A 17,091-nucleotide genomic window follows, 5' to 3' on the forward strand; every position below is an offset into this window, starting at 1 on the left:
TTGATGGCATTTCCTAGTGAAGAAGAGCAGCTACGAAAGTTTCGTAATGATGAAGTTGCTCAGCACTATTTTGAAGTTTTGAGAACTTTGATTTCTAAAAAATCTATTTTTGCTCAAAATATTGGTCTCTATGACGTTGCTGCTTACCTCGGTGAAATTTTTTCTCGTGTAGGAGCAGAGGTAACTGTTGACGAGACCTATGCGGCACCTTTTGTCTTGGCGAAATTCAAGAGTCCAAATCCAGATGCGAAAACAATTATTTTCTATCAACACTATGACACTGTTCCTGCGGACAATGATCAACCATGGACGGATGATCCTTTCCGTTTGACAGTTCGTAAGGGTTACATGTATGGTCGTGGTGTCGATGATGATAAGGGGCATATTACAGCTCGGTTGACAGCTCTTCGTAAGTATATTCGCGAGGTCGGAGAACCTTCCTGTTAATATTACCTTTATGATGGAGGGGGCTGAGGAGTCTGCTTCGACTGACCTTGGAAAATATTTAGAAAAATACCGTGATGACCTTCTCCCAGCAGACTTATTGGTTTGGGAACAAGGAAATCGAAATAGTAAAGGACAATTAGAAATTACGGGTGGCAACAAGGGGATTATTACCTTTGACTTGTCTGTCGAGAGTGCGGATGTTGATATCCACTCTAAATTTGGTGCGGTTATTGAATCTGCTTCCTGGTACTTACTCAATGCTATTTCAAGTATGCGTGATGATCATGGACGTATTCTTATCGATGGTATCTATGGAAAAATTATCCAGCCAAATGAACGTGAAATGGATCTTATCGAGACTTACGCCATTGAAAATGCAGATAGCCTCCGTAAGATTTATGACTTAAAACTACCAATTTTGGAAAGCGACCGTCGTGCTTTCTTAAAAACGTATTATTTTTAGCCAGCTCTTTCTATTGAAGGGATTTCGACAGGTTATCAGGGGCAAGGTGTTAAGACCATTCTGCCAGCTCAAGCCAAAGCTAAGATGGAGATGCGCTTGGTCCCTGGTTTGACATCTGAGTATGTTTTGGATTGTATCAAGGCTCACCTCAAAAAAGAGGGTTTTGACCGTATCAAGGGAACCTTCACTCTTGGTGAAGAAAGTTATCGTAGTGATATGTCAGCTCCTGCTATTGTCAACGTTATTGAGTTGGCAAAAGGCTTTTATGAGGAAGGTGTCGCTGTACTTCCGACAGCTGCAGGCACAGGTCCTATGCATATGATTTACGAGGCTTTGGGTGTTCCTATGGTAGCTTTTGGTATAGGAAATGCTAATAGTCGAGATCATGGTGGGGATGGAAATGTTAGCCTAGCAGATTACTACACCCATATTGAACTAATTAAGGAATTAATCGCAAATTATGAGTAATGTCATTATTGATTTGAAAAATATTGATATCACCTTTACGCAGAAACGTCGCACTATTCAAGCGGTTAAGGATGTGTCCATCCAGATTGAAAAAGGTGATATTTACGGAATCGTTGGCTATTCAGGGGCTGGTAAATCTACTCTTGTTCGTGCGATCAATCTTTTACAAGTACCTACAGCTGGTAAAATCACTATCGGTGAAGATGTGACTTTTGAGGACGGTAAGGTTCAATTGTCGACAAAAGAATTGCGCCAGAAACGTCAAACGATTGGGATGATTTTCCAACACTTTAACCTTATGGCTCAAAAGACGGCTTATGAAAATGTAGCTTTTGCTCTTCGTCATTCTAAACTAAGCAATGAAGAGAAAGACAAAAAAATTCGTGGTCTTTTGGAATTGGTTGATTTGGCTGATCGTGCCGAAAACTATCCTGCACAGTTGTCAGGTGGTCAAAAACAACGTGTAGCGATTGCCCGTGCCTTGGCTAATGATCCTGAAATCTTGATTTCAGATGAGTCTACCTCAGCTCTTGACCCAAAAACAACTAAGCAGATCCTTTCACTTTTGCAGGATTTGAATAAAAAGCTTGGTTTGACAGTGGTTATGATCACCCACGAAATGCAAATTGTTAAAGACATTTGTAACCGTGTGGCTGTTATGCAAAATGGTCAACTTTTGGAAGAAGGAAGTGTTCTTGATATCTTTTCAAACCCACAAGAGGATTTGACGCAAGAATTTATTGAAACTGCAGCAGGGATTGAGGATGCCTTGGCTAAGATTAATGCACAACCTTTGGTGAAAAACTTACCTGCATCTGCACTTCTTGTTCAGCTTAAATATGTAGGTTCTTCAACAGATAGACCCCTTTTTACTGAAATCTTCAAAGACTTTGGCGTTTCAGGTAATATTCTTTATGGAAATGTTGAGATTCTCGGTGATACCCCTGTTGGTGAATTGGTCGTTGTTTTAGATGGTGATTCTGATAAGGTTATTGCTGCGCTAAAAGCGATTGAAAATGCAGGTGTTAGCTTGCGAGTACTTAAGAAAGGAGCCCAATAATGTCAGATTGGATTCAACAAAACTTTCCAGATATTTATCGTATCGGTATGCGGGGGGCTAACTCTTGGCCAGATGCCATCTATGCGACACTTTATATGACTGTGATTTCCTTCATCATTGGTGGGCTTCTCGGTCTCATTATGGGTCTCTTCTTAGTATTGACAGGTCCTCGCGGTGTCATTGAAAATAAATTTATTTTCCAAATCTTGGATAAAATTACTTCAATCTTTCGTGCCATTCCTTTCATCATCCTCTTGGCCATTTTGAAAGACTTCACTTACTTTATCGTAGGGACTAACCTTGGTAAGACAGCGGCTTTGGTTCCATTATCAGCTGCAACCTTCCCATTCTTTGCACGTCAAGTACAGGTGGTACTGGCAGACTTAGACCGTGGAGTGATTGAAGCAGCACAAGCTAGTGGTGCAAATCTTTGGGACACGATTAAGGTTTATCTTGGCGAAGGACTCCCAGAATTGGTTCGTGTATCAACAGTGACTTTGATTTCCCTTGTGGGTGAAACTGCCATGGCTGGAGCTATCGGTTCAGGTGGTCTCGGATACATCGCCATCTACTACGGATACAATCGTTCAAGTACATCAGTTACCATCTTGGCAACCTTCTTGATTTTGATTTTGATTTTCCTTATTCAGTTTCTCGGTGATTTCTTGACCCGTAAGTTGAGTCATAAATAGAATTTGAAAGCCTATTATCAAAGGCTTTTTTTCATATCTTGACGATTTCAGTAATTTATCATAATATGGAAACTGTATAATACTTTGTGGTTGCCCTAATCACAAAAAGGAGTTAATTAGTTATGAAACGTTTTATTTCAGCTTGGAATAGGACCAGTCTGATTAAGCGTATTGCCATTGGTGTGGTAATTGGCGCTATACTTGGTTTACTGATTCCAAAGATTACGGTTATTGGTCTTTTGGGAGACATGTTTGTTGGTGGATTAAAGGCGATTGCACCACTCTTGGTTTCCGCTTTGGTTGCGAATGCCCTCTCTCAAACACGTGAAGGTCAGCAGAGTAACATGAAGACAGTTATTGTGCTTTATCTCTTTGGTACCTTTGCGGCTGCTTTGACAGCTGTTATTTCTCACTATATTTTTCCAATTTCCTTAAAATTAGGAGCAGCCTCAGCTACTAAGGCGGCTGCACCTCAAGGGGTCGGTGAGGTCTTTAAGGATTTGATGCTTAAAATGGTAGACAATCCTATCAACGCTTTGTCTCAAGCCAATTACATTGGTGTTTTAGTATGGTCTGTCGTTTTTGGTTTTGCCATGCGAACAGCTAGTGAGCACACTAAAGAATTGCTGCATACCTTAGCAGAAGTAACTTCTCAAATCGTACGTTGGATTATTAATCTAGCGCCATTTGGAATCCTTGGTCTTGTCTTTGATACTATTTCTAAGAATGGCGTTGGTGTTTTGGCAGATTATGGTGCCTTAATCCTTGTTTTAGTTGGAACAATGACCTTTGTTGCTTTGGTTATTAATCCTATCATTGCATTTGTGATGATGGGTAAAAATCCTTTCCCATTGGTTTTCCGTTGCTTGAAAGATTCAGGGATTACAGCCTTCTTTACTCGCTCTTCAGCGGCTAATATCCCCGTTAACCTTCAATTGTGTGAGGACCTTGGCTTGAATCCTGATACCTATTCGGTTTCTATCCCTCTAGGGTCAACTATTAACATGGCAGGAGCGGCTGTGACAATCAATGTTTTGACGCTTGCTGCAGTGACTACTTTGGGAATTGAGGTTGATTTTGCAACAGCCTTTATTCTTAGTGTGGTTTCAACTATTTCTGCTTGCGGTGCCTCAGGTATTGCAGGAGGTTCCCTCCTCTTGGTACCCGTAGCATGCAGCCTCTTTGGGATCTCAAATGATTTAGCTATGCAAGTTGTTGGTGTCGGCTTTATCGTCGGTGTCATCCAAGACTCTTGTGAAACAGCTCTCAACTCGTCAACAGATGTTCTTTTTACAGCAGTGGCAGAAAAAAGTCGTTGGAAGAAATCTTAGATAACTACTACATGGTCAGCCTGTTGGGCTGACTTTTTGATTTTAGAGGGAAACATAGCCAAAGACTATAGCTAGCTCAAGGATCTATCATCTTTAAAAAGCCCATAAAATATAGTATAATAAACCATTCAAAGAGAAAGGGTGAAACATTTATGACTAATAATTTATTAGTGCTTCAATCAGACTTTGGTTTGGTTGACGGTGCTGTTTCGGCCATGATTGGTGTGGCCCTTCAAGAAGAACCTAGTTTGGGAGTACATCACCTTACACATGACATTACTCCCTACAACACTTTCGAAGCTTCTTATCGTCTGTTTCAGACTGTCGAGTACTGGCCAAAGGGAACAACCTTTGTTTCGGTAGTTGATCCGGGTGTAGGCTCATCACGTAAAAGTGTGGTTGCCTTAACAAAGACGGGGCAATATATCGTCACACCAGATAACGGAACACTTTCTTATATCAAGAAGGATGTCGGTATCGTTGCTGTCCGTGAAATTTCAGAAGTTGAGAATCGTCGTAGTAATACGGAGCTGTCTTATACCTTCCATGGTCGTGATGTTTATGCCTATACAGGTGCAAAATTAGCTTCTGGTCACATCAGTTTTGAAGAAGTAGGTCCTGAGTTACCTGTGGACAAAATTCTAGAGTTTCCAGTGGTTGAAACCATCATAGAGGAAAATCTAGTTCGTGGTGCGATTGACATTTTGGACGTCCGTTTCGGCTCTCTTTGGACCTCTATCACACGTGATGACTTTTATGCGTTAGAACCAAACTTTGGTGATCGATTCGAGGTGACCATCTTTAACAATGATATGTTGGTCTACCAAAACCAAGTTACCTATGGGAAATCGTTTGCGGATGTTCGTATAGGTCAGCCAATTATTTATATCAATTCCCTCTATCGTGTCGGTCTAGCCATAAACCAGGGGTCTTTTGCCAAGGCCTATAATGTTGGTGTAGGGTCTAACTGGCACATTGAAATTAAACGTTTAGGAGATTAAAGTGAGATTATGAAAAATAATTCAATTCGTACAGTAGTTGCGACAGGTATCGGTGCAGCACTCTTTATTATCATTGGTATGTTTGTTAATATTCCTATTTTTGGGAATACCAGCATCCAACTTCAGTATGCTGTTCAAGCTCTATTCTCAGTGATTTTTGGGCCTATTACAGGTTTCTTTATGGGCTTCATTGGACATGCGCTTAAAGATGGTATTCAATACGGAAATATCTCATGGGCTTGGGTTCTTGCAAGTGGTATTACAGGTCTTGTTATTGGCCTATTTGGTAAAAAATATGATGTAACAATGGGTAAATTCTCTGTAATGAGTATGATTTGGTTCAACCTAGCACAAGCATTAGGACTGCTTATTGCTTATGGTGTAGTTACGCCAATCGGTGATAAAATCCAATTTGCTCAAGCCTGGTCATATCTTTATGCACAAAGTTTTGTAGCTGGCGTAGCTAACTTTATTACAATTGCAATTGGGGGAACACTCCTTCTTGCCATCTATGCTAGTTCACGTACACAATCTGGTAGTCTTACCAAAGACTAGCATGAATCATAGGAGAGTGGGACTGTCAGTTTGCTTTGATATCTCCTCTCTTTATTAGTGGAAACATGGATAAGTACATTAGTTTTAATCAGTTTACATTTCAATATGATGCGCAAGCAGAAGCGACGCTTAAAGATATCAGCTTTGATATTGCCAAAGGCGAGAAAGTGCTCATTTTAGGCCCTTCTGGTAGCGGAAAGTCGACCCTTGCTCAGTGTCTCAATGGTATCATACCTAATATCCATAAAGGTCAGGCAAAAGGCCAGGTAAGGATAGATGGTCAGGATATTTTCAAGCAATCTATCTATGATAAGTCACAGTCGGTATCTACGGTATTGCAGGATCCAGATGGTCAGTTTATTGGCCTAACAGTAGCCGAGGATTTGGCTTTTGCTTTGGAGAATGATTGTGCTGATCAAAGTGAGATGAAGGATAAGGTAGCACTCTGGGCTGAACGTCTAGACTTGACTTCTCTTTTTAATCACCGCCCTCAAGACTTATCAGGTGGCCAAAAACAACGAGTTAGTTTGGCTGGAGTCTTGATTGATGAGAGCCCTATTCTTTTATTTGATGAGCCTCTAGCAAATTTAGATCCTAAATCAGGACAGGAAACCATTGACCTCATTGATAAAATCCACAAGGAGGTGGGAGCTACAACAATTCTTATTGAGCACCGTCTAGAAGATGTTCTTTATCGTCCCGTTGACCGTATTTTGCTAGTCAATGATGGGCAACTTCTCTTTAACGGTAGCCCAGATGAGCTTTTATCAAGTACTCTCTTACTGGAAAATGGGATTCGCGAACCTCTATATGTGACGGTTTTACGTCAGTTGGGATTTGATACAACTAGAGCACAAAATCTTAGCCAACTAGATGCTTTGGATTTGTCTGGATTAGGTATCCCAGATAGCGTTTTGAAAGCTAAAAGAGACAGTTCAAGTGATTCTATTTTGAAGGTTGAGGGGCTTAGCGTTTCCTATGGGGATAATCCAGCGATTATAGAGGATATGTCTTTTAGCTTGAAAAAAGGTGAGCGACTAGCGATTGTCGGTAAAAATGGAGCTGGAAAGTCGACGCTTGCTAAAGCTCTATGCGGTTTTGTCCCTAGTCAAGGGAAATTAACTTACAAGGGTCAGGATATCAGTCAGGATAGCATCGCCGAGCGTTCAGAGCGTATAGGCTTTGTTTTGCAAAACCCAAATCAGATGATTAGCCAAACTATGATTTTTGATGAGGTGGCTCTTGGTTTGCGCTTGCGAGGAATTGAAGAGACTGAGGTTGAAGAGCGTGTTCATGAGGTCCTGAAGACTTGTGGCCTATATAGTTTTCGTAAATGGCCCATTTCTGCGCTTTCCTTTGGTCAGAAAAAGCGCGTGACCATTGCATCTATCTTGGTTTTGAAACCTGAAATCATTATCTTGGATGAGCCAACGGCTGGTCAAGATTACAAGACTTACACAGATATCATGAATTTCTTGGACAGTCTTCAGAAGCAAGGTCATACCATTGTGATGATTACTCATGATATGCAGCTCATGTTGGAATATAGCGATCGTTGTCTCGTTGTGGTTGAGGGGAAAATCATTGCAGACGACAATCCTGTTACAATTCTTAATCAGAAGGATTTACTTGAGTCAGCTAATCTCAAGCAGACATCTCTGTATACTTTGGGTCAGAAATTGTCAAGTAATCCAGTAGAAGTAACCCAGTATTATATCGAAAAAGGAGGCCCTAATGTCTAATCGTTTAATTGGTTATCAGTCAGGTCAAGGTTTCCTCTATGATTTGTCTGGGGCAAGTAAGATGCTTTTCTTTATCTTGGTTTCAGTTGCTTGTATGGCAACCTATGACCCACGTTTTATTCTAGCAGTAGGCTTACTTTCTATTTATCTCTTTAACTTGGCCAAGATTCGTTGGCGAGATATTTCTTTCGTTGTTAAGATTATTGGATCAATTGCTCTCTTTAATTTACTTATGGTCTACCTTTTCGCACCTGGCTATGGTGAAGAAATTTACAGGGCTAAGACAGTTATTATTGAAGGTTGGGGGCGTTTCTATCTAACCAGTCAGGAGCTTTTTTACCTTGCAAATCTATTGCTCAAGTATTTTTCAACGGTCCCTCTTGCCATTCTATTTCTCATGACTACTCATCCGAGTCAGTTTGCGGCTAGCCTGAATCAAATTGGGGTTCCTTATAAATTTGCCTATTCCGTGAGTTTAACCTTGCGTTATATTCCAGATGTTCAAGAAGAATTCTTTACGATTCGTAAGGCTCAGGAGGCTCGTGGTTTGGATTTGTCGCAAAAGGCGGGATTGGTCAAACGTATTCGTGGGAATCTCCAAATTGTTCTTCCTCTAATTTTTTCATCCCTCGAACGAATTGATACCATATCGACAGCCATGGAGTTACGACGATTTGGTCGATACAAAAAACGTACATGGTATGTACACAAATCCTTGACTAAACAAGATTATCTTGTAATCGTATCAGCTACTCTTTTATTGGGAATTAGTCTGGAGTTGATTTATCTTAACCATGGGCGTTTTTACAATCCATGGATTTGAAGTTTTCTTTCAGTGAGTTTTAAATAAACGAAAGAGTTCTGAGATGTCTATAGTATCTTCAGAGCTTTTTTAGTTTTTTATTCCCAATTTTTGAACGGTATTTGTATGAAATTTTCGATAAAGTACTTTATTGTGAAAACGTTTCTGTGATATAATGAAGGGAGTATTGATGTAACTAAAAGAGTCTTGATATTATTAAGGAGGAAATTATGTCTAACCTTTCAGTAAATGCTATCCGTTTTCTAGGGGTAGATGCGATTAACCAATCTAACTCTGGCCACCCTGGTGTGGTAATGGGTGCAGCACCAATGGGTTACACTTTGTTTACTAGACAAATGCATGTCAATCCTGAAGTTCCAAATTGGATTAATCGTGACCGTTTTGTTTTGTCAGCAGGTCATGGTTCAATGCTTCTTTATGCGCTCCTCCATTTGTCAGGATTTAAAGATTTGAGCATTGAAGAGCTTAAACAATTCCGTCAATGGGGTTCTAAGACACCTGGTCACCCAGAATTTGGCCATACAGTTGGTGTAGATGCTACGTCAGGTCCACTTGGGCAAGGTATTGCTATGGCTGTCGGTATGGCACAAGCTGAACGTTTCTTGGCTTCTCGATACAACAAGGAAGGCTTCCCAATCTTTGACCATTATACTTATGTTATTGCGGGGGATGGTTGCTTTATGGAAGGCGTTTCGGCCGAAGCATCATCTTACGCTGGTCTTCAAAAATTGGATAAATTGATTGTCTTGTACGATTCAAATGATATCAATCTTGACGGTGAAACTAAAGATTCATTTACTGAAGATGTACGTGCACGTTATGAAGCTTATGGTTGGAACACTGAATTTGTTCAAGATGGAACAGATATTGAAGCTATCAACGCTGCTATTGAAAGTGCAAAAGCAAGTGGTAAACCATCTTTGATCGAGGTTAAGACTGTCATTGGTCATGGTGCTCCTAATAAACAAGGAACTAACGGTGTTCACGGTGCTCCTCTTGGACCAGATGAAACAGCAGCTGCAAGAGAAAACTTGGGTTGGAACCATGCTCCATTTGAAATTCCAAAAGAAGTTTATGCTGATTTCAAGGAAAATACAGTTGATCGTGGTCGTCAGGCCTATGACACTTGGGTTGCTTTGGTAGATGAGTACAAACAATCTTACCCAGAACTTGGTTCTGAACTTGCACGCATTCTTGAAGGTAAGGATGCAGTTGAATTCCAATCTTCAGACTTCCCAGCTGTTGAAAATGGTTATTCACAAGCAACTCGTAATTCAAGTCAAGATGCTTTGAATGCTATTGCTGATAAAGTGCCAACATTCCTAGGTGGTTCTGCGGATTTGGCTCACTCAAATATGACTTACATTAAATCTGAAGGTCTACAAGATGATGAACATCGTCTTAACCGTAACATTCAATTTGGTGTACGTGAGTTTGCGATGGGAGCAATCTTGAATGGTATGTCTCTCCATGGTGGACTTCGTGTTTACGGTGGTACCTTCTTCGTATTCTCAGACTATGTAAAAGCAGCAGTTCGTTTGTCTGCACTTCAAGGACTTCCAGTTACTTATGTCTTTACTCACGACTCTATTGCAGTTGGTGAAGATGGCCCAACCCATGAACCAATCGAACATCTAGCTGGACTTCGTGCTATTCCAAACCTTAATGTTTATCGTCCAGCAGACGCGCGTGAGACACAAGCTGCATGGTATCAAGCTGTAACTTCTAAATCAACACCTACGGCGCTTGTTTTGACACGTCAAAACTTGACTGTTGAAGAAGGAACAGATTTTGATAAAGTTTCAAGAGGTGCTTACGTTGTTCATGAAACAGCAGCAGATTTTGATACTATTCTCCTTGCTTCTGGTTCAGAAGTAAATCTTGCAGTAGCATCAGCAAAAGCTTTGGAATCAGAAGGCTACAAAGTTCGTGTTGTGAGTGTTCCATCAACAGATGTCTTTGATGCACAGGATCAAGCCTATAAAGAGGAAGTTCTTCCAAATGCAGTTCGTCGTCGTGTAGCAATCGAAATGGCAGCAAGTCTACCATGGTATAAATATGTTGGTTTAGACGGTGCTGTGATTGGAATTGATACATTTGGTGCCTCAGCTCCAGCTGCTAAAATTATTGAAGAATATGGCTTTACAGTAGAAAATATCGTTGAAAAAGTAAAAGGTATGAACTAAGATAGTTTGAATTCTTAGAAACATTAAAAAACATTGGTTATAAGGACCAATGTTTTTTTACGTGTCTAATGGAGAAAGGGCACCTAGGGCTGTTAAGGATGTACTTGAGACACTGGGTGGCCTAATCTATCATGGTGAAGACTGTCATTTCTCTAACTGCTTTGCAAAACATGGTAAGGACTTTGATATTGAAGTAGCTAACAATAACTATCTAGGTATTCAAGAAATGTTAGTCTATCTAAGTCAATTTATTTCAAATATCCTAAATAATCGAATTTTTCTAGTGTTCGATTGTCGGAGACTACTAGAATAGTTCCTTCGTTAGGGAGTCTATTCATTGGGTCAAAGTGAGTGTTTAACTTACCATTTTCCTCATTTCTAAAACCAATAACATTGACGTTATAAGTTTGTCTTAGATTTAAAGTATGCAACGACTTTCCAGCCCATTCATTAGGAATTTTTAACTCAATTAAAGCCACGTCATCCTCTAAATGAAAAATTCTTGAAATGTTACAGCGAAGTATATTTGAAGCCAAGTCTTTTGCTGTGCTACGCTCAGGAGTGATGACCAAATTGGCCCCCATTCCGTAAAGGACTTCCTCATAATTGTTATTTGTAGCTTTGGCGATAATATTTGTAATGCCGAGTTTTTTACAATGTAGGAGCGCCAGTGCAGAAGATTCTAAGTGTTCTCCAGTTGCAATAACGACTGTATCGCAAGTATCGATACCAGCGGAACGTAGAAAGTCAATGTCAGTAATGTCACCAACAGCGGCCTTAGTCACTTGATCAGCAAGGAAATCAATTGTTGTAGAGTTGTTGTCCAAGGCAATGACATCTTGTCCAAAAGAGGAGAGTTCGGTTGCAAGTGTTTGTCCAAAGATTCCCAAACCGAGGACACCAATAATTTGTGTTTTCATATAAAATCCTTTCAGAGTATTGTCAATTAATAAAATAGTTTAGCCGACTGAAATATGAGTAGGGGCATAAGAGACATGTTTTTCTTTTTTTGTCATCAAGCTCAAGAGAACAGTAATAGGTCCGACACGGCCAATGAACATCAGAGCCATGATAACAAGACGTCCCATGGTGTTAAGACTAGAAGTCAGATCCATAGACACCCCAACGGTAGCAATAGCTGACACACTCTCGAAAAGTAGAGCTAGTGGTGACAGAGTAGGGTTAGTCTGAAGCAAAATAACATAGCCGACTAAGAGCATGATTAGGTAAAATAGGATAACAGTGAATGCTTGCATAACAGTTTTATTAGAGATAATACGATTTCGGAAAACAACTCTGGAGTTACCAGAAAGCACCGACTTGAAAAGAAGAAACATGATGGAGGCGGTGGTTACCTTGATACCACCGGCAGTTCCTCCAGGACCACCCCCAATAAACATCTGAATCATAAAAAGAAGGTTTGAAGTAAAATTAGCATTGGTGTAGGAAATAGTCGCAAAACCGGCGGTACGCATGGTTACAGTCTGAAAGAAACTTACCAAAAGTTGCTGCCAGACATTGAGAGTACCGATAGTTTTAGAGTTATCCATTTCCAGAAACCAAGCAAGTAGGGTTCCGCCTAAGAGGAGACAGCTTGTACTTATAAGCACAAGACGACTTTGATTACTGAAAGGTCTACTTGCTAATTTCCAGTTTCTAGGGCGATCTTTAATATAGCGTCTAATCATTTGAATTAAATCAATCCAAACTGCAAAACCTAAGCCTCCAGACATAATAAGAAAAGCCACAGAGAGGTTGATAGTTGGATTGGTCGCATAATCTTGTAAACTGTTAGTTCCTAGGTTATCAAAGCCAGCGTTACAAAAAGCAGAGACAGATAGAAAGAGACTGTTAAAAATGCCATGACCAAGTCCAAAGCGAGGAATAAAATCAGTCATAATTACTAGTGCCGCTAAAGCTTCAATAGAAAAAGTTATTTTATATACATTGAAAAGATAAGCTTTCAAATCTTTTTGGTTATCCCTATTAAGTGCGGATTGAAGGAGATCTTGATCACTTAATCCTAATTTATTTTTAAGAGTATAGGTACTAAAGGCTATAAGAGAGACTAGTCCAAGTCCTCCCGTCTGTATAAGGAGAATAGAGATAATCTGACCAAAGCCATTGTAAGCCTTGCTGACAGGAACAACGGAAAGCCCAGTTACACAGACCATTGACACAGCATTGAAGAGATGATCTAGGTAGCTTGTTTCTGGACTATTAGCATAATGGCTTATGGGAAGACTAAGTAAAATACTCCCCACTATAATGACAAAGGCAAAGCTGAGTACAAGCTTTTGCGTGACTGAAAGACGATTTATCAATGAGAACCTCCGAGTTATCATAAGGAGAAATAAGAATCCTAGGAGTAAGAAAACATTCTTGGATAAACGTTATAGTGGTTTCTTATTAGGAATCCCAGCACGACGTGGGTACTTGTTTGGGGTTTCTTTTTTCTTATCGATAATGGTAATATTACGACCATCACCATTTGGCAGCTTGTAGTTTTCGTTGAGAATAGGTTTAGCAAAAAGAACGTTCAAAGCATTTCTAGCATCGACTAGCTCTTGGTCAGCTGCGGCAGCCTTAAGTGCAATAAGTTGACCTCCGACCTTTAAGAAAGGAATAGTTAATTCTGAGAGAACTTGCATACGTGCAACGGCACGGGCAGTAACAATATCAAATTGAGCACGGAAGGCCTTATCTTGTCCAAAATCTTCAGCACGTCCGTGATAGAAGTGAACACCGCTAAGTCCAAGTTCATCAGACAAGAAGTTAAGGAAAGTGATGCGTTTATTAAGAGAATCAATGATTGTCACATCAAGATTAGGACAAAGAATTTTAATAGGGAGACTTGGAAATCCAGCTCCAGCACCGATATCCAGAAGTCGAATACTTTGATTTTTAATATGCCCTTGAAGAACAGGAGCCAAAGAATCATAGAAATGTTTGAGGAAAACCTCATCTTTGTCTGTAATTGCAGTAAGGTTGATTTTCTCATTCCATTCTACCAAAAGCTCAAAGTAGCGTTGGAATTGGTCTTTTTGTTTTTGGCTAAGATCGAACCCTAGTTCTTTCAAAGCCATGTAAAAATCTTCAGGTGTCATTTTACAATCCTTTTATCTAGTTTCAATGCCCCTATTTTACCATAATTAATCCCTTTCATCTAATGGAAAAGATTGTTTAAGATTAGGTAAGAACCAGTTTTTAATAAGCTACTAAAAACCTCATAAGTTTAAAATTATGTAATATTAAAGCTGTTATTTTTTTTAAAAAATCTGATATAATGTTAATTAAGTCTAAAATCATAATTACTCGCTTTAATGAAAAGTGAATATAGGGGATTATGGTCTTATGGATTGAAAATAGATTCCTATGGGAAAATTTAATTTGAGGATTGAAAATGATTTATCTTTCAGAAGTTAGAAAGTCTCCAGAAGGGCTAGCCTTTAATGAAGCACCTTCTTTGTTGGAGTCAATTAAAGAACGCTATGACCAAGTTTTAAATCTTGAACAACTTCAAGCAAGTGGTCAAGTAGTCCATGATAATGGCTTATATCTCTTAGATTATCAACTTAGCTATGATATTACTTTGCCATCTAGTCGTTCACTTGAGCCTGCGACACTTGGGTTCAATTACCTAGTCTCGGAAACCTTTATACAAGAGGCGGATGCTGCTCTTCAAAAGGAATTAGTCGAGGAAAATCTAGTTCTTATCTTGAATGACGATACTATTGACCTTAATGAGAGTATTTTAGATAATATTCTTCTTAATATTCCTTTGAGAGTGCTGACACCTGAAGAGGAATCAGGACAAATTTCGCTCTCAGGTAATGACTGGGAAGTCTTGTCAGAAGAGGATTTTGCAGCTCTTAAACAAGGGGAGAAAGAGGCAAGTAATCCTTTTGCTCAATTGAATGGACTATTTGATGACAATTAATTCAAAAACAAACTAAAAATGTTTGACAATTTTAAAAATCTGTATTATTCTGTCATTATAAGCTAATTTTCGGATGTATTCATTGGCTAAACCTAAATACTTTTTGAGGAAATGGAAGCCAAAAAATTTTTTATAAAAGAGGGTAAATACTTATTATGAGCAAACGCATTTTGATTGTTGAAGATGAGAGAAACCTTGCTCGTTTTGTCTCTCTTGAACTTCAACACGAAGGATACGACGTTGTGACAGCGGACAACGGACGCGAAGGACTTGAAATGGCACTTGAGAAAGATTTCGATCTGATTCTCTTGGACCTTATGTTGCCTGAGATGGACGGTTTCGAAGTGACACGTCGTCTCCAACAAGAAAAAGATACTTATATTATGATGATGACAGCTCGCGACTCAATCATGGATATTGTTGCTGGTTTGGATCGTGGAGCTGATGACTATATTATAAAACCATTTGCGATTGAAGAACTGTTGGCACGTATTCGTGCAACCTTCCGTCGTCAAGATATCGAAGCTACTAAGAAGGTACCAGCTAAAGCGTCAACCTATCGCGATTTAAAATTGGATGTTCAAAACCGTGCAGTTGTTCGCGGTGATGAGGTAATTCCATTGACAAAACGTGAGTTTGATTTGTTGAACACACTTTTAAGCAATATGAACCAAGTAATGACCCGTGAGGAACTCTTGCTTCAAGTCTGGAAATATGATGACGTAATTGAAACAAACGTTGTAGATGTTTATATTCGTTACTTACGTGGGAAAATCGACATTCCAGGTAAGGAATCATACATTCAAACAGTACGAGGGATGGGTTACGTTATCCGTGAAAGATGAGTAAATTATTTGGTAAAGTAACCATTAGAAAAAAGTTGACCATGACAACTGCTGTGGTCTTCTTTCTTGTATTGTCGATGTTCACTCTGGTTGTTGTATTTTCAGCCAATACGCTTCTTTTGCAACGTGAACGTCAAAATGTAAATAATACAATCTCAAAAGTTGTTACTTATATCGAAAAGGACTGGGACTCTGATGAAGAGTTGAGTCCAGAGCCGCTTTTAGCGGCCTTTTATTCACCGAAAAATATCTATCCATCAATCATTAATGGAGTGCTTTCTGAAAAGCGTTCCTTAGATGGTCAAGTTGCGGTTTCTAATAGATTATATTCCAACCAGTCTGTCTATGTTTATGACAAAAAGGGAACTTTTATCTTTACTTCTGAGGAGGATACAGACTCACCTCCAGGCATGTCTGAGGTCAATAAACTGAAGTTGGTTTCCTATAAAGGTAAACGTGGTTTCTTACTACAAGTTCCAATCTATGGCAAGGATAAGAAGACCATTGTTGGGTATGCTCAAGTTTTCCATGATTTGAAATTCTACTATGCGTTAAAAGAGCGTTTAATTTTCCTATTGATATTCCTTGAAGTAGGAATGACGGTCTTAGTTATTGCAGTAATTGTAGTTGTCTTGACATCTATTCTTCGTCCGATGAGGCAGTTACACGAAACAATGGGTATTATTATCGATTCGCCAAGTGATTTGGAGCTTCGATCTAAGATTGAGAGTCATGATGAGATTGGTGCTTTGGCACTTAACTTTAACTGTATGATGGATAAAATTCAAGAAGATAATCAGATGCAGATGCGTTTCTTGAGTGACGTCAGTCACGAATTACGTACTCCCATTGCAGTTATTAAAGGACATATGGACCTCTTGCAACGTTGGGGTAAAAATGATCCTGAAATCCTTGAAGAAAGTCTTGAAGCTGCAAGTCACGAAGCCAACCGTATGACGATTATGATTAACGATATGTTGGATTCTATTCGTGTTAAAGGGTCATTTGACAATCATAGAAATGATACATGTGATTTGAATTCTTCAATCCGTACGGTTATTGGGAATTTCCGTGTCCTACATGACGACTACCAATTCTACCTCAATGATTCTGAGGGTTCAGATCGTCCAGCACAGATTTACAGTCAGCACTTTGAACAGGTTATTACTATTTTGATTGATAATGCGGTCAAGTATTCGCCTGTTAATAAGAAAATCCAGGTTACTATCAAGGCTCTGGAAGATGAGATGCTGGTACAGGTACAGGATAATGGTGAGGGTATCTCTAAAGAAGATATTGAACATATATTTGAACGCTTCTATCGTTCAGATAAGGCGCGTAATCGTACGACAACCCAATCTGGTGTGGGTATTGGTTTATCAATCCTCTATCAAATTGTGGAAGCTTATCGATGCCATATCGATGTCAGTTCAGAACTTGGTGTGGGTACACGTTTTGACCTCTACATTCCTTTTGCAGAGTCAGAAACTACGACACCTCAAATTGAAGGTTAAGTCAATTTACAAGAGATTTATACT

At 39.5% G+C, this 17,091-nt stretch carries 14 protein-coding genes and 2 pseudogenes; 13 read left to right on the top strand and 3 right to left on the bottom strand.

Annotated elements, in window-relative coordinates; all coding sequences use genetic code 11:
* The first annotated feature begins 3 nt into the window (after positions 1 to 3).
* The 10 genes and pseudogenes from E3C75_RS03805 to E3C75_RS11510 all read left to right on the top strand — a co-directional run.
* Positions 4 to 1,378 (top strand): annotated as a pseudogene (locus E3C75_RS03805) (M20/M25/M40 family metallo-hydrolase).
* Positions 1,371 to 2,438, top strand: a complete 1,068-nt coding sequence (locus E3C75_RS03810) for a methionine ABC transporter ATP-binding protein (protein ID WP_111679246.1) — start codon at positions 1,371 to 1,373, stop codon at positions 2,436 to 2,438. Before E3C75_RS03805 ends, E3C75_RS03810 begins: the two are co-directional and overlap by 8 nt.
* Positions 2,438 to 3,130: a methionine ABC transporter permease gene (locus E3C75_RS03815; protein ID WP_023909395.1), complete on the top strand. Its 693-nt coding sequence runs from the start codon at positions 2,438 to 2,440 to the stop codon at positions 3,128 to 3,130. The genes E3C75_RS03810 and E3C75_RS03815 overlap by 1 nt, the downstream gene beginning before the upstream one ends.
* 122 nt (positions 3,131 to 3,252) lie before the next feature.
* Entirely contained in the window at positions 3,253 to 4,461 is a 1,209-nt protein-coding gene (gene sstT, locus E3C75_RS03820) for a serine/threonine transporter SstT (protein ID WP_023909397.1), read from the top strand.
* A 152-nt stretch (positions 4,462 to 4,613) separates the two neighbouring features.
* Complete coding sequence (locus tag E3C75_RS03825; protein ID WP_100262510.1) at positions 4,614 to 5,462, top strand: SAM hydrolase/SAM-dependent halogenase family protein; 849 nt, start codon at positions 4,614 to 4,616, stop codon at positions 5,460 to 5,462.
* A 9-nt stretch (positions 5,463 to 5,471) separates the two neighbouring features.
* Complete coding sequence (locus E3C75_RS03830; RefSeq protein WP_002946071.1) at positions 5,472 to 6,017, top strand: ECF-type riboflavin transporter substrate-binding protein; 546 nt, start codon at positions 5,472 to 5,474, stop codon at positions 6,015 to 6,017.
* Between the two features lie 65 nt (positions 6,018 to 6,082).
* Positions 6,083 to 7,759 (top strand): ABC transporter ATP-binding protein, encoded by a 1,677-nt coding sequence (locus E3C75_RS03835; protein ID WP_084828482.1) that lies wholly within the window; start codon positions 6,083 to 6,085, stop codon positions 7,757 to 7,759.
* The gene (locus E3C75_RS03840) at positions 7,752 to 8,582 is read left to right on the top strand and encodes an energy-coupling factor transporter transmembrane component T family protein (RefSeq protein ID WP_011680733.1); all 831 of its coding nucleotides are present in this window, start codon (positions 7,752 to 7,754) and stop codon (positions 8,580 to 8,582) included. The genes E3C75_RS03835 and E3C75_RS03840 overlap by 8 nt, the downstream gene beginning before the upstream one ends.
* A gap of 209 nt (positions 8,583 to 8,791) precedes the next feature.
* Positions 8,792 to 10,768 (top strand): transketolase, encoded by a 1,977-nt coding sequence (tkt, locus tag E3C75_RS03845; RefSeq protein ID WP_064355631.1) that lies wholly within the window; start codon positions 8,792 to 8,794, stop codon positions 10,766 to 10,768.
* Between the two features lie 61 nt (positions 10,769 to 10,829).
* A pseudogene (locus E3C75_RS11510) lies at positions 10,830 to 11,000 on the top strand (ascorbate 6-phosphate lactonase); the annotation flags it as partial.
* Between the two features lie 16 nt (positions 11,001 to 11,016).
* On the opposite strand, the gene E3C75_RS03850 reads toward E3C75_RS11510, so the two are convergent.
* The 3 genes from E3C75_RS03850 to rsmG form a co-directional block, all read right to left on the bottom strand.
* Complete coding sequence (locus E3C75_RS03850; RefSeq protein WP_064355629.1) at positions 11,017 to 11,688, bottom strand: potassium channel family protein; 672 nt, start codon at positions 11,686 to 11,688, stop codon at positions 11,017 to 11,019.
* Positions 11,689 to 11,727: 39 nt separating this feature from the next.
* On the bottom strand, positions 11,728 to 13,092 hold the full coding sequence (locus tag E3C75_RS03855) for a TrkH family potassium uptake protein (RefSeq protein ID WP_111679249.1): 1,365 nt from the start codon (positions 13,090 to 13,092) through the stop codon (positions 11,728 to 11,730).
* Between the two features lie 69 nt (positions 13,093 to 13,161).
* A complete protein-coding gene (rsmG, locus tag E3C75_RS03860; RefSeq protein ID WP_002949634.1) occupies positions 13,162 to 13,875 on the bottom strand; it encodes a 16S rRNA (guanine(527)-N(7))-methyltransferase RsmG in 714 nt (237 codons plus the stop codon).
* Positions 13,876 to 14,171: 296 nt separating this feature from the next.
* Here rsmG and E3C75_RS03865 point away from each other — a divergent pair, with 296 nt between their 5' ends.
* The 3 genes from E3C75_RS03865 to E3C75_RS03875 all read left to right on the top strand — a co-directional run bounded on the left by E3C75_RS03865 (position 14,172) and on the right by E3C75_RS03875 (position 17,067).
* Positions 14,172 to 14,708 carry a DUF177 domain-containing protein gene (locus tag E3C75_RS03865; RefSeq protein WP_111679251.1) on the top strand — a complete coding sequence of 179 codons (537 nt, stop codon included), beginning with the start codon at positions 14,172 to 14,174 and terminating at the stop codon, positions 14,706 to 14,708.
* A gap of 155 nt (positions 14,709 to 14,863) precedes the next feature.
* The gene (locus E3C75_RS03870; RefSeq protein ID WP_084828484.1) at positions 14,864 to 15,553 is read left to right on the top strand and encodes a response regulator transcription factor; all 690 of its coding nucleotides are present in this window, start codon (positions 14,864 to 14,866) and stop codon (positions 15,551 to 15,553) included.
* Positions 15,550 to 17,067, top strand: coding sequence for a HAMP domain-containing sensor histidine kinase (locus E3C75_RS03875; protein ID WP_111679253.1), 1,518 nt, complete (start codon positions 15,550 to 15,552; stop codon positions 17,065 to 17,067). The genes E3C75_RS03870 and E3C75_RS03875 overlap by 4 nt, the downstream gene beginning before the upstream one ends.
* Positions 17,068 to 17,091 lie beyond the last annotated feature (24 nt).

The sequence above is a fragment of the Streptococcus thermophilus genome (genome assembly GCF_010120595.1).
Classification (GTDB): Bacteria; Bacillota; Bacilli; order Lactobacillales; family Streptococcaceae; genus Streptococcus; species Streptococcus thermophilus.